The following is a 17,893-nucleotide window of genomic DNA, read 5'->3' as shown; positions in this document are numbered from 1 at the left end:
CGCCCATCTCACGGGGATGGGCGCACCCGGGCCGGTGCTGATCTCTGTGACGCGGTCAGATCTTGGACCAGGGTCAGATCTTGGACCAGGCCTCCGTCAGGACCTGGCGGACGATGGACTCGATCTCGTCGAACGTCGACTGGTCGGAGACCAGCGGCGGCGACAGCTGGATGACGGGGTCACCGCGGTCGTCGGCGCGGCAGTACAGGCCGTACTCGAAGAGCTTCTTGGACACGAAGCCGTAGAGCACGCGCTCCGACTCCTCGTCCGTGAAGGACTCCTTGGTGGCCTTGTCCTTGACGAGCTCGATGCCGTAGAAGAAGCCGTTGCCGCGGACGTCGCCGACGATCGGCAGGTCGTGCAGCTTCTGGAGGGTGGTCAGGAACGCGCCCTCGTTGTCGAGCACGTGCTGGTTGAGGCCCTCGCGCTCGAAGATGTCGAGGTTGGCGAGGCCGACGGCGGCGGAGACCGGGTGGCCGCCGAAGGTGTAGCCGTGCAGGAAGGTGTTGTCGCCCTTGTAGAACGGCTCGGCGACGCGGTCCGAGACGATGGCCGCGCCGATCGGGGAGTAGCCCGAGGTCATGCCCTTGGCGCAGGTGATGATGTCGGGGACGTAGCCGAACTTGTCGCAGGCGAACATCGTGCCGAGGCGGCCGAAGGCGCAGATGACCTCGTCGGAGACGAGCAGCACGCCGTACCGGTCGCAGATCTCGCGGACCCGCTGGAAGTAGCCGGGCGGCGGCGGGAAGCAGCCGCCCGCGTTCTGCACCGGCTCCAGGAAGACCGCGGCGACGGTCTCGGGGCCCTCGAAGAGGATCTCCTGCTCGATCTGGTCGGCGGCCCAGCGGCCGAAGGCCTCCGGGTCGTCGCCGTGGATCGGGGCGCGGTAGATGTTCGTGTTCGGGACCTTGTGGGCGCCGGGCACGAGGGGTTCGAAGGGGGCCTTCAGGGCGGGCAGGCCCGTGATGGACAGGGCGCCCTGCGGGGTGCCGTGGTAGGCGACCGCGCGCGAGATGACCTTGTACTTCGTGTGGTTGCCGGTGAGCTTGTGGTACTGCTTGGCCAGCTTCCAGGCGGTCTCGACGGCCTCGCCGCCGCCGGTGGTGAAGAAGACCTTGTTCAGGTCGCCCGGCGCGTAGTGGGCGAGCCGCTCCGCCAGTTCGACGGCCTTGGGGTGGGCGTACGACCAGATGGGGAAGAAGGCGAGGTCGGCGGCCTGCTTCGCGGCGACTTCGGCGAGCTCCTGGCGGCCGTGGCCCGCCTGGACCACGAACAGGCCCGCGAGACCGTCGAGGTACTTCTTGCCCTTGTCGTCGTAGATGTAGGTGCCCTCGCCCCGCACGATGGTGGGCACGGGCGCGTTCTCGTACGACGACATGCGCGTGAAGTGCATCCACAGGTGGTCGTACGCGGCTTTGCTGAGGTCCTTGCTCACGGCTATCGGGTTCCCCACATGTAGGTCTGCTTCTTCAGCTTGAGATAAACGAAGCTCTCGGTGGAGCGCACGCCGGGGAGCGCGCGGATCCGCTTGTTGATCACGTTCAGGAGGTGGTCGTCGTCCTCGCAGACGATCTCCACCATCAGGTCGAAGGAGCCCGCGGTCATCACCACGTACTCGCACTCGGACATGGCCGTGAGCGCTTCCGCCACCGGCTCCAGGTCGCCCTCGACGTTGATGCCGACCATCGCCTGGCGCCGGAAGCCCACGGTGAGCGGGTCCGTGACGGCGACGATCTGCATCACGCCCTGGTCCAGGAGCTTCTGGACGCGCTGGCGCACGGCCGCCTCGGAGAGGCCGACGGCCTTGCCGATCGCGGCGTACGGGCGGCGGCCGTCCTCCTGGAGCTGTTCGATGATTGCCAGGGAGACGGCATCGATCGCGGGCGATCCGTTCCCGGTCCTGGGGTCTGCGCTTCGACTGGCCACGTCTTCACTCTGCACGACGTCTCGACAGTTCCGCAAGGCCGGATCAATGAAATTCGTTGCCTAGGGGTGGTGGAAGCACGGATTTCGCAGTCATGGGCCGCTGGGTATGTTGAAAGCGTCGGTGTACGGACTAGGGTGGGTGTCTCATCCACTGGACACTGACTGGAGGGCCGGAAGTGAGCACCGAGCTGCGGCGTCTGCGCAACTACATCAACGGGGAGTTCCGGGACGCGGCCGACGGACGGACCACCGAGGTGATCAATCCGGCGACCGGCGAGGCGTACGCCACCGCCCCGCTGTCCGGCAAGGCCGACGTCGACGCGGCCATGAAGGCCGCCGCCGACGCCTTCCCGGCCTGGCGCGACCTCGTGCCCGCCGAGCGGCAGAAGGCCCTGCTGAAGATCGCCGACGCGTTCGAGGAGCGGGCCGAGGAGCTCATCGCCGCGGAGGTGGAGAACACGGGCAAGCCCATCGGCCTGACCCGCACCGAAGAGATCCCGCCGATGGTCGACCAGATCCGCTTCTTCGCGGGCGCGGCCCGGATGCTCGAAGGCCGCGCCGCCGGCGAGTACATGGAGGGCCTGACCTCCATCGTCCGCCGCGAGCCGATCGGCGTCTGCGCGCAGGTCGCGCCGTGGAACTACCCGATGATGATGGGCGTGTGGAAGTTCGCCCCGGCGCTCGCCGCGGGCAACACGGTCGTCCTCAAGCCGTCGGACACCACGCCCGCGTCGACCGTCCTGATGGCCGAGATCATCGGCTCCATCGTGCCGCCCGGCGTCTTCAACGTCGTCACCGGCGACCGCGACACGGGCCGCGCCATGGTGGAGCACCCGACCCCGGCGATGGCCTCCATCACCGGCTCCGTGCGCGCCGGCATGCAGGTCGCCGAGTCCGCGTCCAAGGACCTCAAGCGCGTGCACCTGGAGCTCGGCGGCAAGGCGCCCGTCGTGGTCTTCGAGGACACCGACATCGCCAAGGCCGTCGAGGACATCTCGGTGGCGGGCTTCTTCAACGCGGGCCAGGACTGTACGGCCGCGACCCGCGTCCTCGTCCACGAGTCCATCCACGACGAGTTCGTGACGGCGCTCGCCAAGGCCGCCGCCGACACCAAGACCGGCCAGCCGGACGACGAGGACGTCCTGTACGGGCCGCTCAACAACCCCAACCAGCTCGCCCAGGTCGAGGGCTTCATCAACCGCCTGCCCGCGCACGCGAAGGTGGAGACGGGCGGCCAGCGCGTCGGCGAGAAGGGCTACTTCTTCGCGCCGACCGTCGTCTCGGGCCTCAAGCAGGACGACGAGATCATCCAGAACGAGGTCTTCGGCCCGGTCATCACGGTCCAGTCCTTCACCGACGAGGCCCAGGCCATCAGTTACGCCAACGGCGTCGACTACGCCCTCGCCTCCTCGGTGTGGACCAAGGACCACGCCCGCGCGATGCGCATGTCCAAGGCGCTCGACTTCGGCTGCGTCTGGATCAACACGCACATCCCGCTGGTCGCCGAGATGCCGCACGGCGGCTTCAAGAAGTCCGGCTACGGCAAGGACCTGTCGGCGTACGGCTTCGACGACTACACGCGCATCAAGCACGTGATGACGTCGATCGGCTGACGCTGTGACGTCGATCGGCTGACGTTCTGAGTCATCCGCGGGGCGGGCGGTGGACACCTTGTCCATTGCCCGCCCCGCGTGCGTGAAGTGAGGGTGGGGGCATGACAGTTGCCGCACGTCGTACGCCGTCCGTGAGGTCACGCCGTACGTTCCTCAAGGGCATCGGCGCCGCGGGGGCCCTGGCCGCCCTCGCGGGCTGCGGGGTGCCCGCCGCGTACATCGAACCCGCCGACCGCGCGGCGAAGGACCGCTCGGACCGGGAGCGGAAGCTGACGTTCGCCAACTGGCCGCTGTACATCGACACCGACGACAAGGACAAGGCGAGGCGGCCCACGCTCGACGCCTTCGAGAAGCGGACCGGCATCGACGTCCGCTACACGGAGGAGATCAACGACAACGACGAGTTCTTCGGCAAGATCAGCCCGTCCCTGATGAACCACCAGGAGACCGGCCGGGACCTCATCGTCATCAGCGACTGGATGTGCGCGCGCTTCGTCCGGCTCGGCTGGGTCCAGGAGATGGACCGGGCGCGCCAGCCCCACGTCACCCAGTACCTCGACCCGCTCCTGCGCTCGCCGCACTTCGACCCGGGCCGCACCTCCACCGTGCCCTGGCAGTCCGGCATCACCGGCATCGCGTACAACAAGCGCAGGCTCGGCCGGGAGATCCGGCACGTGTCGGACCTGTGGGCCGACGACCTGAAGGGCCGCGTCACCCTCCTGTCCGGGCTCGACGAGGCGTTCGCGCTGCTGATGCAGGGCGACGGCGTCGACGTCACGCGGTGGACGGCCGACGACTTCCACCGCATGTGCGACCAGGTCGACAAGCGGGTGCGCAGCCACCACATACGGCGGTTCACCGGCAACGACTACATCAAGGACCTCGCCAGCGGCGACGTCCTCGCCTGCCAGGCCTACAGCGGCGACGTCATCCAGCTCAAGGCCGACGACCCCGACATCGAGTTCGTGGTGCCGGAGGAGGGGGCCGAGCTCTGGGCCGAGTCCCTGATGATCCCCAACCTCGCCCGCCACAAGCGCAACGCCGAGAAGCTGATCGACCACTACTACCAGCCCGAGGTGGCGGCCGAGCTCGCCGCCTGGGTCAACTACGTCTGCCCCGTGCCGGCCGCCCGCGACGTCCTCGCCTCCGCCAAGGACAAGGAGCTCGCCGCACTCGCGGAGAACCCGCTGATCTTCCCCGACGACCGCATGCGCAAACGGCTCGCGATCGCGCGGGACATCACGGCGAAGGAGCGCCCGGAATTCGCGCGCCGGTGGAACGCGCTGGCGGGGCTCTAGGGCCTGTCGGCCGCCGCGCGTTCCAGGATGTCCGCGACGACCTCGGACTTGGCGTCGGCGTAGTTCTGCGTGTACTCCCATGTCCGCCGGGCCAGGGAGCGCTTGGTCGCGGCGTACAGCTCACGGTCGCCGCTGTGGGTGCGCAGCCGGTCGCGGAAGAGGAGCATGCGGTCGGCCTCCGGGCAGCCCGCCGACAGGACGTGCAGGTTGGCGTACTCGGCCGGCTCGTTCGCGTAGTGCTTGCGCAGGACGCGGTGCTCGTACCACTCCGGCTCGCGGATGACGAGCGCGAAGCCGAGGCCCTCCAGGGCGGGGACGTAGGACGGCTCGTCGGCGGAGTCGGGGACGACCAGGAGCAGGTCGACGACCGGCTTGGCGGGCAGGCCGGGTACGGAGGTGGAGCCGACGTGCTCGATCCGGTGGCCGGGGCCGCCGAGCCGCTCCCGCATCCGCGCGGCCTCCCGCTCGAACATCTCCGGCCAGCGCGGGTCGTAGTCGCGCAGGACGACTCGGCCGTTCAGCTTGGGGGCCGCGCCCAGGTTGGCCGCCTCGATCTCGTCGGCGGTCATGGGGGTGCGCGGGATCTCCTGCTCGGGCATGGGTGGCTCTCCTGCCTCCGGCGTCGGGCGGCGCTCGCCGCTGGTGCGCGCCGCGTCAACTCCAGTAGATCAAAGGCGCGTTGCTAGCGCTTCGGCGCGACCACCGCGTCCCACGCGGCGATCGCCCGCTCCGCGATCTCGTCGAGCTCCGCGCGGGACGCGCCGTCGCGGGCCTGGAACGACATGCCCTGGAGCACGGCCGAGTAGAAGTCGGTCGCGGCCGCGGCGTCGGTGCCCTCGGGCAGTTCGCCGTCCCGTACGCCCTGCTCGAAGCGGCGGATCATCAGGTCCCTGCCGGAGCTGCGCAGGTCCGCGAGGTGCTGCCGCACGGGGGAGTTGGCCTCGGAGCAGTTGGTCGCGGCCAGGACGATCATGCAGCCGGGGGGTTTGCCGGGCTCGGTGTAGGCGCGGGCCTTCTCGCGCAGCAGGGCCGCGATGGCGCCGCGCGCGGTGGTGCCCTCGCCGAACGCGTCCGCCATGTACGAGCCCTCCGTGGCGTCGTACAGCGCCACCGCCTCGCGGAACAGCTGTTCCTTGGAGCCGAACGCGGCGTAGAGGCTGGGCGATGCGATGCCCATGGCCGAGGTGAGGTCGGTCATCGACGTCGCCTCGTACCCCTGCTCCCAGAACAGTTCCATGGCCCGCCGCAGGGCCGTGGTCCGGTCGAAGCTCCGGGGGCGTCCGCGTCCCGCCACGGTCCGCACCTCCCTTATTTCTGTAGTGAACGACAAATATAGGCCTTGACGCGGCCGTGCGCCCGTGTGAAGGTTTCTGTGTCGATCGGCACAGAAATAAGTGCCGGACCTTACCGAGAGACTTTGGGGCTGGGATGACGGACCTTCAGGGCAAGGCGGCGCTGGTCACGGGCGGCAGCAGGGGCATCGGCGCGGCGATCGTGCGCCGGCTCGCGCACGACGGCGCCGACGTGGCGTTCACGTACGTGAGCCCCGCGGGGAAGGCGAAGGCCGAGGCCGTCGTCGCCGACGTGGCGGCGTCGGGGCGGCGCGCGGTGGCGATCCAGGCCGACGCGGCGGACGCCGCGGCCGTCACGGACGCGGTGGCGCGGGCGGCACGGGAGCTCGGGCGGCTCGACATCCTCGTCAACAACGCGGGCGTGTTCCCGCACGGGCCCGTCGAGGAGGTCACGGTCGACGAGATCGACCGCACCCTCGCCATCCACGCGCGCGCCGCGTTCGTGGGCGCGCAGGCCGCGCTCGCGCATCTGCCCAGGGGCGGGCGCATCGTGAGCATCGGCAGCAACCTCGCGGACCGCGTGCCATTTCCGGGCATCGTCCTGTACAGCATGAGCAAGTCCGCCCTGAGCGGCTTCACCAAGGGCCTCGCCCGTGAGCTCGGCCCGCGCGGCATCAACGTCAACCTGGTGAACCCGGGCTCGACGAACACGGACATGAACCCGGCCGACGGCGAGTCCGCGGACTTCCAGCGCGGTCTGTCCGCCCTCGGCGGCTACTCCGACCCCGCGGACATCGCGGCGACGGTGGCACACCTGGTGGGGCCCGGCGGGCGGACGATTACGGGGGCGGAGTTCACGGTGGACGGCGGTACTAACGCGTAGGCGCTCCGCTGGGTTTGCCGGTTTACATCTGCGGGTGCGTCGTGGCTGGGCGCGCAGTTCCCCGCGCCCCTTCGGGGCGCTGCCCCCCCCGCGCTTGCTCAGCGCGGGGCCCTAGCCATCGGGTACGCCGCCGCGTACGCCGCCGACGTCGTCGTGGCCGCCGTGCGTACCGCCGATGTCAGGCGGGCGTGCGGGGTGCCCGTGCGGGCCGTCACGGAGACGGCGGCGAACGCGGTGCCGGTGGGGTCGAGCACCGGGGCCGCGTACGTCAGTTCGCCGAGCCGGTACTCCTCGTGGGCCGCCGCGATGCCGTCCTCGCGCACGCGCGCGAGCTGGGCGGCGAGGCGCTGGGGCGAGGTGATCGTGCGGGCGGTGTACCGGGGGAGCGGTCCCTCCTCCGGAGCGGGGCCGAGGCCGGCCGCGAGCAGCACCTTCCCGGCCGCCGTCGCCCGCAACGGCAGCCGCTCCCCGCTCACCAGCAGCAGCGCGAGGCCCCCGGACTCCACCGCGATGTCCGCATGGCCCCCGGTGCGCCCCGCGAGGGCCCGCAGCGACGGCAGCGCGGCGGCGAGCAGCCCGCGCGGGCACAGCGCCGCCGACCCCAGCACCCGCATGCGCGTACCCAGCCGGTACGAGCCGTCCGACGACCGCTCCAGGCCGCCCCACGCGACCAGCTCCCGCACCATCCGCAGCGCCGTCGGCAGCGGCAGCCCCGTGTGCCGCGCGACATCGGTGAGCCGCAGCGTCCCGGGCCCGTCCGCGAACGCGTCGAGGACGGAGAGCACCCGCCCGGCCACGCTTTCCCCCATGCCGTACCGCCTCACTCCATGTCGTGGCTTGCACCCAGTGGCTTTCACTCGGTGGCCTTCACTCGGTGGCTTTCACCCAGTGGAAGCGGCCCGTTGCCGCCCTGGGCCGCCGCGCGTGAAGGTCAACGCATGACACTCGGCCTCTCTTCCGACCAGCTCCTTTCCACCACCCGCGCGGTACGCCACCGCCTCGACCTCACCCGCCCCGTCGCCCGAGAACTCCTCGAGGAGTGCGTGGATCTGGCGGTGCAGGCGCCCACCGGACGCAACCGCCAGCGCTGGCACTTCGTGATCGTCACCGACCCGGACCGGCGTGCCGCGCTCGCCGACGCCTGGCGGGCCGGCGTCGCGACCCCCGGCGCCTCACCGGCCCTGCGCGAGCGCGACGTACGCCGCATGAACGTCAAGCCCGGCGTCATGGGCCGCGTCTTCTCCGGCGCCGCCCACCTCTTCGAGCGGCTGCACGAGGTCCCGGCCCTGGTCGTTCCGTGCGTCGAGGGCCGCACGGAGGGCGCGGCGGTCGTCCACCAGGCGGGCACGTGGGGCTCGATCCTGCCCGCGGCGTGGAGCTTCATGCTCGCGGCCCGCGCCCGCGGCCTCGGCACGGTCTGGACGACCGGCAACGTCGCCAACGAGAAGGAGGCCGCCCGCATCCTGGGCATCCCCTACGGGGACGTGATGCAGGCGGCCCTGATCCCGGTGGCGCACACCATCGGCACGGACTTCCGCCCGGCCGAGCGGATCCCGCGCGAGCAGGTGCTCCACTGGGACGCGTGGTGAGGGTCTCCCGTGTGGTGAGGGTCAGGTGCGGGGCTTGAGCGCGGCCGCGACGATGCGCTGGACGACGCGGTTCATGTCCTCGCCCTTGGCGTCGGTGGAGTTGACCGAGTAGACGAGGGTCATGTCCGGGACGCGGGTCTCGCCCCGTTGGCGCGTGGCGGCGACGATCGAGTTGTAGCCGTGGCGGCTGCCGGTCTTCAGCCAGATCTCCCGCCCGCCGGACTCGTACCGCTGCAGGCCCGCGCTCATCGTGGCGCCGTCGATGCCGGGCGGCAGCGTGAACATCTCCTCCAGCTGCGGCTTCGGCACGAGCCTGCCGCGGAACAGCGCCATGGTCAGACGCTCCAGGTCGGCGGTCGTCGAGATCATGTCGCCGCCCGCCATGCGGTCGCGCTGGTTCCACTCGGTGACGTCGACGTACCGGGTGCTCCCGTCGGGGTTCCGCACCGCCTGGTAGCCGCGGTTGTGCGGGCCGTGGATGCGCGGGTCGGTGCCGGGGAACGAGGAGTGCCGCATGCCCGCGGGGCGCAGCACGCGCCGGGTGGCCTCGTGCTCGTACGCATGCCCCGTGACCTTCTCGATCAGCAGGCCGAGCAGCGTGTAGTTGATGCCCAGGTACTCCTGCTTCGTGCCCGGCGCGTGCGCGGGTCCCTTGGCGATCGACGCGGCGGCGACCTCCTGCGGCGTGAGCGTGTCGAAGCGGTGCGCGTACAGCTCCTCGAAGGTCTCGCCGAGGCCGCGGCCCGGCTTCAGCCCGCTGGTGTGGTTGAGGAGTTGGCGTACGGAGATGGGCTTGTCGAAGGCCTTGGCGTTCGGCGCGAACACCTCCGGCAGATAGTCCTGCACGGGTGCGTCCAGATCGACCTCGCCCTCGCTCGCGAGCTGCAGGACGACGGCCGCCGTCACCACCTTGGTGACGGACCCGGCCCGGAACCGCCCGTCCGGGTCGGCCGCGCGCCCCGTCCTCAGGTCCCGCACCCCCGAACTGCCGCGCCAGGACCCGTCCTTGCCCCCGACGCGGACGAGGGCGGCGGTCGCGTCGGCGTTCGGCAGACCCGCGATCGCGGCCCGCAGGGCCTCGGCGTCGGGGCCCGAGGCGCGGACGGCGGCCGCGGGGGCGGTGTCGGCGGCGAGTGCGGGTGCCGCCGCGGTGGCGGTGAGACCGAGGACCACGGCCGCGGCGAGCGCGGCGGAGGCGGCGGGACGTACGCGCATGGGCTGCTCCAGGGTGAGTGCCGGGGTTCGGACTCATCCTTCGCGACGGGGCGGGCGGGGCGGATCGTCGCCGGGGAGGGGTACGGGCCCGGAGTTCACTCGGGGCCCGCCCCGCCCCGGCGTCGGGGACCTCGACGGGGAAACCCCTTAAGGGGCGGCCCTGGACTCGGCGTCGTCCTGTGCGGCGAGCACCGCGTCCCCGTGCTCGAACGCCCACGCCCCGAACGCCTCGATGGGCGGAAGCAGCGACCGGCCGAGGGCGGTGAGCTCGTACTCGACGCGCGGCGGCGACTCGGCGTACGCCCTGCGCGCCACCAGGCCGTTGTACTCCAGGCGCCGCAGGGTCTGCGTCAGGACCTTCGGGCTGATGCCGCCGATGCGGTCGCGGAGCTCGCCGGGACGGCGCGGGCCGCCGCGCAGCGCCCACAGCAGCACCGCGTTCCAGGTGTTCGCGAGCAGGTCGAAGGCGAGCCGGGCCCGGCAGTCGGCGAGGAAGTCATCGGATGCGGCGGATTCCATCACGTACCGAATGGTGCCTGAGCGCCTTCCTACTGTCGTGGCACACCCCGGGGTCCGGGGCGGAACACGAGAGGAACAGGCATGCGGATCGGTGTACTAGGTACGGGAAACATGGCCGACGCGCTGGGTGGACAGTGGGCGCGGGCCGGGCATCAGGTGTTCGTCGGCGGCCGGGACGAGGAGCGGGCGGCGCGGCTCGCGGAGCGCGTCGGGGCCGTCGGCCACGGCTCCCTGACGCAGGCCGCGGAGTTCGGCGACGGCGCCGTGCTGTTCGCCCTGCCGTACGCGGTGGGCGCCGAGGTCGTCGCGGGGCTCGAAGTCGCCCTGCGGGGCCGGGTGTTGATCGACTGCTGCAACCCGGTGGGCGAGGGCTTCCGGCTGCTCACGGACGGCGGTCCGGCCGCGGCGCAGCGGCTCGCCGCCGCGGCGCCGGGCGCCCGCGTCGTGAAGGCGTTCAACCTGTGCCACGAGAGCGTGTGGCGGCTGACCCCGCCGGTCTTCGACGGACGGCCCCTCGCGGTGCCGGTGTGCGGCGACGACCGCGACGCCCTGGAGGCGGTGCGGGGGTTGGTGCGCGACCTGGGGTGCGCGCCGTACGACGCGGGCGGGCTCGGCAGGACCGGGCTCGTGGAGGCGACGGCGGCGCTGCTCATCGGCCTGTGGGTGGGCCAGGGCGTGGACGCGCAGGCGATCGTGCCGCCGCTCGCGCAGGCGTAGGCCCGGGGGCTACGGCTTGCGGGCCACCGCGCCGTACTGCGGGACCGCTGCCGCCTGCGGATACCGCCAGCGCGCGCACGACTCGACGCCCGGGTCGAGCAGTTCAAGGCCGTCGAAGTAGGACAGGAACTCGGCGCGGGTGCGGCCGGTGATCGGCGGGGTCGCGTTCTCGTTCCAGAAGTCCATCGCCGGCTGGTTGTCCGCGCCGCCGACGTCGGCGTCCAGCGTGGGATGGGTCATGACCAGGTGACTCCCGGACGGCACCGCGGCCATGAGGGTGCGGACGATGTCATGGGTCACGTCGGTCTCGGGGATGAAGTTGAGGATGCCGAGCAGCATCACGGCGACGGGCCGCTCGAAGTCGAGGGTGCGGGCGGCGGCCGTGACGATCCGCCCGGCGTTGCGGGCGTCCTCGTCGATGTACGTGGTGACGCCCTCCGGCGAGCTGGTGAGCAGCGCGGCGGCGTGGGTCAGCACGATCGGGTCGTTGTCGACGTAGACGATCCGGGCGTCGGGCGCGATGCGCTGGGCCACCTCGTGGGTGTTCTCGCCCGTGGGGAGGCCGGTGCCGATGTCCAGGAGCTGGCGGATGCCCACGTCGCCCACGAGGTGGGACACCGCACGGCCGAGGAACGCCCGGTCGGCGCGGGCCACTTCGCCGATGCCGGGGAACATCTTCGTGACCTGGTCGCCGACGGCGCGGTCCACCTGGTAGTTGTCCTTGCCGCCGAGCCAGTAGTTCCACACGCGGGCGTTGTGCGCGATGTCCGTGCGGATTCTGCCGGTGCTGTCTGCCGTCACTCGTGCGGTTCCTTCCCCGTCTGCTGGGTGCGCGGGCCGTGCCGTTCGGTCAGTACGGCGGCGAGGGCGTCGACGCGGTTGGTCGTGATCGAGTCGACCCCGTACGAGAGGAGCTTACGCATGGTGCGGCGCGTGTCGGCGGTCCATGCGGAGATCAGGTAGCCCTGTCCGTGCGCCCGGTCCACGAGTCCCCGACTCACCAGGCCGAAGCGGTAGTTGAGCCAGCGCGGCGAGATCGCGGTGAGCAGCGCGGGGCGCGGCGGCGCGAGCGTCGTCCAGGTCAGCGCGATCTCCGCGGCGGGGTCCGCGGCGCGCACCGCGAGCATCGCGGTGGGGCCCGCGCAGTAGTACACGCGGTCCGTCGCGCCGCAGTCGGCGACGGTGGCGACGACCGCCCGGGCCGCTTCCGGCGTCGCGTCCGGGAGGTCCACCAGGACGCGGTGGCCGTCGGTCTCCTTCAGGGCCTCTTCGAGGGTGGGCACCCCGCCCTCGAAGAGGCCCCGCACTTCGTCGGCCGAGAGCACGGCGAGCGGCCGCTCGTGCTTCCACAGCCGGTCGAGCGTGCGGTCGTGCAGGAGCACGGGCACGCCGTCGGCGGTGAGCCGGACGTCGATCTCCACCGCGTCCGCGCCCCGCGCGAACGCGGAACGCAAGGACGGCAGGGTGTTCTCGCGGACGCGGTAGGGATCGCCTCGGTGGGCCACGGCAGTCACGGTGCGCATGCGCCCATTGTTGCCGTGGGGCGGCCGTGGGTCAGGAGGCCAGCCAGGTCTCCGTGTACGTGTCGATCTCGGCGGTGAGCTTCGTCTTGCCCGCCTCGTCGAGGAAGGACGCCGCGACCGCGTTCTTCGCGAGGGCCGCCGTGCCGCGCTCGTCGAGGTCGAGGAGGCGGGCGGCGACCGCGTACTCCGTGTTGAGGTCGGTGCCGAACATGGGCGGGTCGTCGGAGTTGATGGTCACGGTCACGCCGGCCTCGACGAACTGCTTGATCGGGTGCTCTTCGAGGGTGCGGACCGCGCGGGTCGCGATGTTCGACGTCGGGCAGACCTCCAGCGGGATGCCGTGCTCGGCGAGGTGGGCGAGCAGCTTCGGGTCCTGCGCGGAGGTGGTGCCGTGACCGATGCGCTCGGCGCCGAGGTGGTTCAGGGCGTCCCAGACGGTCTCGGGGCCCGTGGTCTCGCCCGCGTGCGGCACCGAGTGCAGGCCCGCGGCGATCGCCTGGTCGAAGTAGGGCTTGAACTGCGGGCGCGGCACGCCGATCTCGGGCCCGCCGAGCCCGAAGGAGACCAGGCCCTCGGGGCGCAGCTTGTCGGTGGTGGCGAGCCGGAGCGTCTCCTCGGCCGACACGAGCCCCGCCTCGCCGGGGATGTCGAAGCACCAGCGCAGTACGGTGCCGAACTCGTCCTCCGCGGCCTTGCGGGCGTCCTCGATGGCGTCCATGAAGGCGCGGTCGTCGATGCCGCGGCGCACCGAGGAGTACGGGGTGATGGTCAGCTCGGCGTAGCGCACGTTCTGCCGGGCCATGTCGCGGGCCACCTCGTAGGTGAGGAGGCGGACGTCGTCCGGGGTGCGGATCAGGTCCACGACGGACAGATACACCTTGATGAAGTGCGCGAAGTCCGTGAACGTGAAGTAGTCGGCAAGGGCCTCCGGGTCGGTCGGCACCGCGGAGTCCGGGTGCCGGGCCGCCAGCTCGGAGACGATGCGCGGGGAGGCCGAGCCGACGTGGTGGACGTGGAGCTCCGCCTTGGGCAGGCCTGCGATGAAGGAGCTGAGCGCTGCCGCGTTGGTGGATGTATCGGTCACGGTTCCTCCCCAGGAACGATTTGATCGGCTGATCGGGTGACCCAAGGGTCTGGGTCATCGTAGGCGGCGCCCACGGCCTTCGGCCCGACACACCCCCGCCCACCGCGGGCGCCAGCGCCTCCGCGGATGGTTCATTTCCCACCCGCCCGCCCGTTTCCACCCTGACGCCAGGTGCACGCCCCTCGTGGGGGCTGCTCGCCGTCGGCGGCTGCGCCTCCGCGGACGGTTCATTTCCCACCCGCCCGCCCGTTTCCACCCTGACGTGGGGTGGATGTCTCTGGTGGGGGTTGCCCGCTGTCGGCGGCGTGTGGGTGGGTGGGCGGGGTGATCCCGCCGCGAAGCGGCGGGCAGGGCGGCGTGTGGCGGGCCTGGCAGCCGCCGGGTGTGCCCGTCCGGCGTACGGCTGGACGGGCGGGGTGGAATCACCCGCGGAGCCGCAGTCGCCGGCGGTGATCGGCCCTCGCCGGGGGCGTTCGGCCGGTGTGAAGGTGGAAACGGGCGGGCGGGTGGGAAAGGGAACCGCTCAAGCTCAGCGCAAGCGATCCCGCGCGGACATCAGCGCAAACCCCAGCAGATTCAACCCCCGCCACCCCTCCGGCCCCGCGCTCCGCGCGCCCTCCGCGTCGAGCCCGACCCCCCACACCGCGTCCACCGGACTGGCCTCCACCAGGACCCGCTCACCCGTGCCCACCAGATACGCCCGCAGCGCGTCGTCGGAGGTGAACTTCAGGACGCTGCCCCGGACCACGATCCCGAACCGCTCCCGGGCCCATATCGCGTCGTCGAAGCCCCGCACCAGGCGCCCCGCCCGCTTCGCCTCGGCGGGCGTGCGCGCCGCGAGCACCGCGCGCTCGGCCTCCGCGTCGCCGAAGAGGCGGGCCTTGGCGGCCATCATCCAGTGCTCCGCCGTCGCGTACTCCACGCCGTCGGCCGTGAAGGGCGACGGCCACCACTGGCTGAAGCAGCTCGCGCCGAGCGCCCCGTCCCTGCGCGGGGAGTGCCCCCAGAAGTACACGTATTTCAGCGGCCGCCCCGCGCGCACCGCGGCTTTCAGGGAATCCATCGACCGGATGTCGGCCGTGTCGGCCGTGTCGGCCGTGTCCGCCCCCGTGATCTCGTTCATGCACGCCACCCTGACACGCACCACTGACATTCCGTCCCGCCTTTTCCGGGCCGACTCGACACCTGGTCGACAGATTCCGTCGCGTAACCAAAAGGCAACAACGGAATCACTTGTTGGACTATCGGCCCTCTGTCAGGATCGGCACTCAATTCGATCTGGAACTACGCCAGCCCTCTCGGGACGGGGCGGCCGGCGGAGGAGAGCGGCATGCACAAAGCCCAGGCGCGCGACGACCTCTTCCCGGCGCGGGAGCGGTTCGCGGACGGCGCGCAGTACATCGCGGGGCGGCTCACCCAGGGAACCTCGGGCCGGACCCACGCGGTCGTCGACCCGGCCACCGGCGACGAGGTCCTCACGTACGAGCTGGCGGGCGCGAAGGACGTGGACGCCGCCGTCGCCGCCGCGGCCGACGCCTTCCCCGGTTGGGCGGGCGCGAGTCCGGGTGAGCGCTCGGACGCCCTGCACCGCTTCGCCGCCGAGCTGTCCGCCCGCGCCGAGGACCTGGCCCGGGCCGAGTCCCTCCAGTGCGGCAAGCCGATCAAGCTGAGCCGCGAGTTCGACGTCCCCGGCACGGTCGACAACACCGCGTTCTTCGCCGGTGCCGCCCGCCACCTGGCGGGCCAGTCCGCGGGGGAGTACGACGGCGGCGACCACACCTCGTACGTCCGCAGGGAACCGATCGGCGTCGTCGGCTCCATCGCCCCGTGGAACTATCCGCTGCAGATGGCCGCCTGGAAGGTCCTCCCCGCGATCGCCGCGGGCAACACCATCGTCCTGAAGCCGTCCGAGCTGACGCCGTTCACGTCGCTGATGTTCGCGCAGGCCGCGACCGCCGCCGGGATCCCCGACGGCGTCCTCAACATCGTCACCGGCGCGGGCAAGGAGGCCGGTGAGCACCTCGTCGGCCACCCCGACGTCGCCATGACCTCCTTCACCGGCTCCACCGGCGTCGGCAAGCGCGTCGCCGAGATCGCCACCGCCACCGTCAAGCGCCTGCACCTGGAGCTCGGCGGCAAGGCGCCCTTCGTGGTGTTCGACGACGCCGACCTGGAGGCCGCCGTGCACGGCGCCGTCGCGGGCGCCCTGATCAACAGCGGCCAGGACTGCACCGCCGCCACGCGCGCGTACGTCCAGCGCCCGCTGTACGACGCCTTCGTCTCCGGGGTCGCCGACCTCATGGGGACCGTGCGCGTCGGCGACCCCTTCGACCCGGCCACCGACCTCGGGCCGCTGATCTCGCACACCCACCGCGACCGCGTCGCCGGTTTCGTCGACCGCGCCCGGGCGTACGCGCGCGTGGTCACCGGCGGCGCGGCACCCGATCACCCCGGGGCGTACTACCGGCCCACCCTCATCGCCGACGCCCCGCAGGACAGCGAGGTCGTCCAGGCGGAGATCTTCGGCCCCGTCCTCGTCGTGCTGCCCTTCGACTCCGACGACGAGGGCCTGCGGCTCGCCAACGACACCCCCTACGGCCTCGCCGCGTCCGCCTGGACCCGCGACGTGTTCCGCGCGGGCCGCGCCACCCGCGAGATCAAGGCGGGCTGCGTCTGGGTCAACGACCACATCCCGATCCTCAGCGAGATGCCGCACGGCGGCTACAAGGCGTCCGGCTACGGCAAGGACATGTCCGCCTACTCCTTCGAGGAGTACACGCAGATCAAGCACGTCATGTACGACAACACCGCGGTCGCCAGGAAGGACTGGCACCGCACGATCTTCGGGGACCGATAGCACCCGGGCTCCGGGCGCCGCGTGACCGGCGGCGCCCGCCCCCTCACCCTCCCGCAAGGGACCCTCCCGAAAGGGCAACCAGACGCATGGAGCAGTACGAGCCCTCATGCCTGTCACCGGCCCAGGCGGCCGCCATGCACCGCAGCCTGAACAGCGGCCGGGCCGCGCTCACCCGCCGCTCGCTGCTTCGTGCCTCCGGCGGCGGCCTGCTCGCCGCGGGCGGACTCGGCGCCCTGAGCGGCTGCGGCATCCCCGCCGCGGGCAAGGGCACCGGCGGCATCGCCGCCGAGGACCGCTCGGCCAAGGAGAAGCGGGTCAACTTCTCCAACTGGACCGAGTACATGGACGTCGACGACGACAAGCGGCGCCCCACCCTCGACGCGTTCACCAAGCGCACCGGGATCACGGTCAAGTACACCGAGGACATCAACGACAACAACGAGTTCTTCGGGAAGGTCAAGCCGCAGCTCGCCGCGGGCCAGGACACCGGGCGCGACCTGATCTGCGTCACCGACTGGCTCGCCGCCCGCCTCATCCGCTTCGGGTGGGTCCAGAAACTGGACGCGTCCCAGCTCCCGCACGCCTACGCCAACCTGTCCGCCCAGTTCCGCTCGCCCGACTGGGACCCCGGCCGCGCCTACTCGTACCCCTGGACCGGCATCTCCGCCGTCGTCGCGTACAACAAGAAGGCCACCGACGGCAAAGAGATCACCTCCGTCTCCCAGCTCCTCGACGAGCCGAAGCTCAAGGGGCGCGTCGGCTTCCTGTCCGAGATGCGCGACACCGTCGGCATGATGCTCCTCGACATGGGCAAGGACCCCGCGCGGTTCACCGACGACGACTACGACGCGGCCATCGCCCGCCTCCAGAAGGCCGTCGACCGCAGGCAGATCCGCCGCTTCACCGGCAACGACTACACCTCCGACCTCGACAAGGGCGACATCGCCGCCTGCGTCGCCTGGGCCGGGGACGTCGTCCAGCTCAAACTCGCCAACCCCGACATCGAGTTCGCCATCCCCGACAGCGGCTACATCGTCTCCACGGACAACCTCCTGATCCCCAACAAGGCGCGCCACAAGCGCAACGCCGAGCGGCTCATCGACTACTACTTCGAGCCCGAACCCGCCGCCCGCCTCGCCGCGTACATCAACTACGTCTGCCCGGTCGACGGCGTCCGCGAGGAGCTCGCCAGGATCGACCCCAAGGCAGCGCGGAACCCGCTGATCCTCCCCGACAAGGACATGGCGGCGAAGTCCCACGCCTTCCGCTCGCTCACGCCGAAGGAAGAGACCGCGTACGAGGAGAAGTTCGCCCGGCTCACCGGCTCCTGACCGCTGCTCCCGCGCCCCGCCGTCCCGACCGCTCACACCTCTGGGA

Annotated in this window: 18 protein-coding genes; 7 read left to right on the top strand and 11 right to left on the bottom strand. The window is 71.5% G+C overall.

Features of this window, described 5'->3' with window-relative positions; genetic code table 11:
* Window positions 1–73: 73 nt before the first annotated feature.
* Complete coding sequence (locus ACFWZ5_RS30480; RefSeq protein ID WP_384802356.1) at window positions 74–1,453, bottom strand: aspartate aminotransferase family protein; 1,380 nt, start codon at window positions 1,451–1,453, stop codon at window positions 74–76.
* Complete coding sequence (locus tag ACFWZ5_RS30475; protein WP_384802359.1) at window positions 1,438–1,941, bottom strand: Lrp/AsnC family transcriptional regulator; 504 nt, start codon at window positions 1,939–1,941, stop codon at window positions 1,438–1,440. Before ACFWZ5_RS30475 ends, ACFWZ5_RS30480 begins: the two co-directional genes overlap by 16 nt.
* A 161-nt stretch (window positions 1,942–2,102) precedes the next feature.
* On the opposite strand from ACFWZ5_RS30475, the gene ACFWZ5_RS30470 reads away from it, so the two are divergent.
* Complete coding sequence (locus ACFWZ5_RS30470) at window positions 2,103–3,539, top strand: gamma-aminobutyraldehyde dehydrogenase (RefSeq protein WP_384802362.1); 1,437 nt, start codon at window positions 2,103–2,105, stop codon at window positions 3,537–3,539.
* Between the two features lie 101 nt (window positions 3,540–3,640).
* Entirely contained in the window at window positions 3,641–4,837 is a 1,197-nt protein-coding gene (locus ACFWZ5_RS30465) for a spermidine/putrescine ABC transporter substrate-binding protein (protein ID WP_384802365.1), read from the top strand.
* Here ACFWZ5_RS30465 and ACFWZ5_RS30460 read toward each other — a convergent pair.
* Together ACFWZ5_RS30460 and ACFWZ5_RS30455 are read right to left on the bottom strand one after the other, a co-directional pair.
* A complete protein-coding gene (locus ACFWZ5_RS30460) occupies window positions 4,834–5,436 on the bottom strand; it encodes a GrpB family protein (RefSeq protein WP_384802368.1) in 603 nt (200 codons plus the stop codon). The genes ACFWZ5_RS30465 and ACFWZ5_RS30460 overlap by 4 nt on opposite strands.
* Before the next feature lie 83 nt (window positions 5,437–5,519).
* A complete protein-coding gene (locus tag ACFWZ5_RS30455) occupies window positions 5,520–6,131 on the bottom strand; it encodes a TetR/AcrR family transcriptional regulator (RefSeq protein ID WP_384802370.1) in 612 nt (203 codons plus the stop codon).
* A 134-nt stretch (window positions 6,132–6,265) separates the two neighbouring features.
* Here ACFWZ5_RS30455 and ACFWZ5_RS30450 point away from each other — a divergent pair, with 134 nt between their 5' ends.
* Window positions 6,266–7,012, top strand: coding sequence for an SDR family NAD(P)-dependent oxidoreductase (locus ACFWZ5_RS30450; protein ID WP_384802373.1), 747 nt, complete (start codon window positions 6,266–6,268; stop codon window positions 7,010–7,012).
* Between the two features lie 98 nt (window positions 7,013–7,110).
* Here ACFWZ5_RS30450 and ACFWZ5_RS30445 read toward each other — a convergent pair whose 3' ends face one another.
* On the bottom strand, window positions 7,111–7,821 hold the full coding sequence (locus ACFWZ5_RS30445) for an IclR family transcriptional regulator (protein WP_384802376.1): 711 nt from the start codon (window positions 7,819–7,821) through the stop codon (window positions 7,111–7,113).
* Between the two features lie 129 nt (window positions 7,822–7,950).
* Between ACFWZ5_RS30445 and ACFWZ5_RS30440 the strand changes: the two genes are divergently transcribed.
* A complete protein-coding gene (locus tag ACFWZ5_RS30440) occupies window positions 7,951–8,601 on the top strand; it encodes a nitroreductase family protein (RefSeq protein ID WP_384802379.1) in 651 nt (216 codons plus the stop codon).
* 21 nt (window positions 8,602–8,622) lie between these two features.
* On the opposite strand, the gene ACFWZ5_RS30435 is transcribed toward ACFWZ5_RS30440, so the two are convergent.
* Together ACFWZ5_RS30435 and ACFWZ5_RS30430 are read right to left on the bottom strand one after the other, a co-directional pair.
* Entirely contained in the window at window positions 8,623–9,816 is a 1,194-nt protein-coding gene (locus ACFWZ5_RS30435) for a serine hydrolase domain-containing protein (protein WP_384802382.1), read from the bottom strand.
* 147 nt (window positions 9,817–9,963) lie between these two features.
* The gene (locus ACFWZ5_RS30430; protein ID WP_384802397.1) at window positions 9,964–10,335 is read right to left on the bottom strand and encodes a winged helix-turn-helix transcriptional regulator; all 372 of its coding nucleotides are present in this window, start codon (window positions 10,333–10,335) and stop codon (window positions 9,964–9,966) included.
* 111 nt (window positions 10,336–10,446) lie between these two features.
* Here ACFWZ5_RS30430 and ACFWZ5_RS30425 point away from each other — a divergent pair, with 111 nt between their 5' ends.
* The gene (locus ACFWZ5_RS30425) at window positions 10,447–11,052 is read left to right on the top strand and encodes an NADPH-dependent F420 reductase (protein ID WP_384802385.1); all 606 of its coding nucleotides are present in this window, start codon (window positions 10,447–10,449) and stop codon (window positions 11,050–11,052) included.
* Between the two features lie 9 nt (window positions 11,053–11,061).
* Here the strand turns inward: ACFWZ5_RS30425 and ACFWZ5_RS30420 are convergent, their stop codons facing one another.
* From ACFWZ5_RS30420 to ACFWZ5_RS30405, 4 genes are all read right to left on the bottom strand, one after another.
* Window positions 11,062–11,853, bottom strand: coding sequence for an SAM-dependent methyltransferase (locus ACFWZ5_RS30420; protein ID WP_384802388.1), 792 nt, complete (start codon window positions 11,851–11,853; stop codon window positions 11,062–11,064).
* Window positions 11,850–12,575 (bottom strand): glycerophosphodiester phosphodiesterase, encoded by a 726-nt coding sequence (locus tag ACFWZ5_RS30415; RefSeq protein WP_384802391.1) that lies wholly within the window; start codon window positions 12,573–12,575, stop codon window positions 11,850–11,852. The genes ACFWZ5_RS30420 and ACFWZ5_RS30415 overlap by 4 nt, the downstream gene beginning before the upstream one ends.
* A gap of 31 nt (window positions 12,576–12,606) precedes the next feature.
* Window positions 12,607–13,659: an adenosine deaminase gene (locus tag ACFWZ5_RS30410; protein ID WP_384802394.1), complete on the bottom strand. Its 1,053-nt coding sequence runs from the start codon at window positions 13,657–13,659 to the stop codon at window positions 12,607–12,609.
* A 529-nt stretch (window positions 13,660–14,188) separates the two neighbouring features.
* Window positions 14,189–14,782: an NADAR family protein gene (locus ACFWZ5_RS30405; RefSeq protein ID WP_384804991.1), complete on the bottom strand. Its 594-nt coding sequence runs from the start codon at window positions 14,780–14,782 to the stop codon at window positions 14,189–14,191.
* A 207-nt stretch (window positions 14,783–14,989) separates the two neighbouring features.
* Here ACFWZ5_RS30405 and ACFWZ5_RS30400 point away from each other — a divergent pair, with 207 nt between their 5' ends.
* Both ACFWZ5_RS30400 and ACFWZ5_RS30395 read left to right on the top strand, forming a co-directional pair.
* Window positions 14,990–16,516, top strand: coding sequence for a gamma-aminobutyraldehyde dehydrogenase (locus ACFWZ5_RS30400; RefSeq protein ID WP_384804993.1), 1,527 nt, complete (start codon window positions 14,990–14,992; stop codon window positions 16,514–16,516).
* 86 nt (window positions 16,517–16,602) lie between these two features.
* A complete protein-coding gene (locus ACFWZ5_RS30395; protein WP_384804995.1) occupies window positions 16,603–17,847 on the top strand; it encodes a PotD/PotF family extracellular solute-binding protein in 1,245 nt (414 codons plus the stop codon).
* Window positions 17,848–17,893 lie beyond the last annotated feature (46 nt).

Source organism: Streptomyces sp. NPDC059003 (assembly GCF_042740445.1).
Classification (GTDB): Bacteria; Actinomycetota; Actinomycetes; order Streptomycetales; family Streptomycetaceae; genus Streptomyces.
This window is presented reverse-complemented; position numbering and strand designations above follow the sequence as displayed.

Coding starts and splice junctions, on each gene's coding strand:
- ACFWZ5_RS30465 (WP_384802365.1), top strand. CDS start 3,641: ATGACAGTTGCCGCACGTCGTACGCCGTCCGTGAGGTCACGCCGTACG.
- ACFWZ5_RS30460 (WP_384802368.1), bottom strand. CDS start 5,436: ATGCCCGAGCAGGAGATCCCGCGCACCCCCATGACCGCCGACGAGATC.
- ACFWZ5_RS30450 (WP_384802373.1), top strand. CDS start 6,266: ATGACGGACCTTCAGGGCAAGGCGGCGCTGGTCACGGGCGGCAGCAGG.
- ACFWZ5_RS30445 (WP_384802376.1), bottom strand. CDS start 7,821: ATGGGGGAAAGCGTGGCCGGGCGGGTGCTCTCCGTCCTCGACGCGTTC.
- ACFWZ5_RS30440 (WP_384802379.1), top strand. CDS start 7,951: ATGACACTCGGCCTCTCTTCCGACCAGCTCCTTTCCACCACCCGCGCG.
- ACFWZ5_RS30435 (WP_384802382.1), bottom strand. CDS start 9,816: ATGCGCGTACGTCCCGCCGCCTCCGCCGCGCTCGCCGCGGCCGTGGTC.
- ACFWZ5_RS30430 (WP_384802397.1), bottom strand. CDS start 10,335: ATGGAATCCGCCGCATCCGATGACTTCCTCGCCGACTGCCGGGCCCGG.
- ACFWZ5_RS30425 (WP_384802385.1), top strand. CDS start 10,447: ATGGCCGACGCGCTGGGTGGACAGTGGGCGCGGGCCGGGCATCAGGTG.
- ACFWZ5_RS30415 (WP_384802391.1), bottom strand. CDS start 12,575: ATGCGCACCGTGACTGCCGTGGCCCACCGAGGCGATCCCTACCGCGTC.
- ACFWZ5_RS30405 (WP_384804991.1), bottom strand. CDS start 14,782: ATGAACGAGATCACGGGGGCGGACACGGCCGACACGGCCGACACGGCC.
- ACFWZ5_RS30400 (WP_384804993.1), top strand. CDS start 14,990: ATGCACAAAGCCCAGGCGCGCGACGACCTCTTCCCGGCGCGGGAGCGG.
- ACFWZ5_RS30395 (WP_384804995.1), top strand. CDS start 16,603: ATGGAGCAGTACGAGCCCTCATGCCTGTCACCGGCCCAGGCGGCCGCC.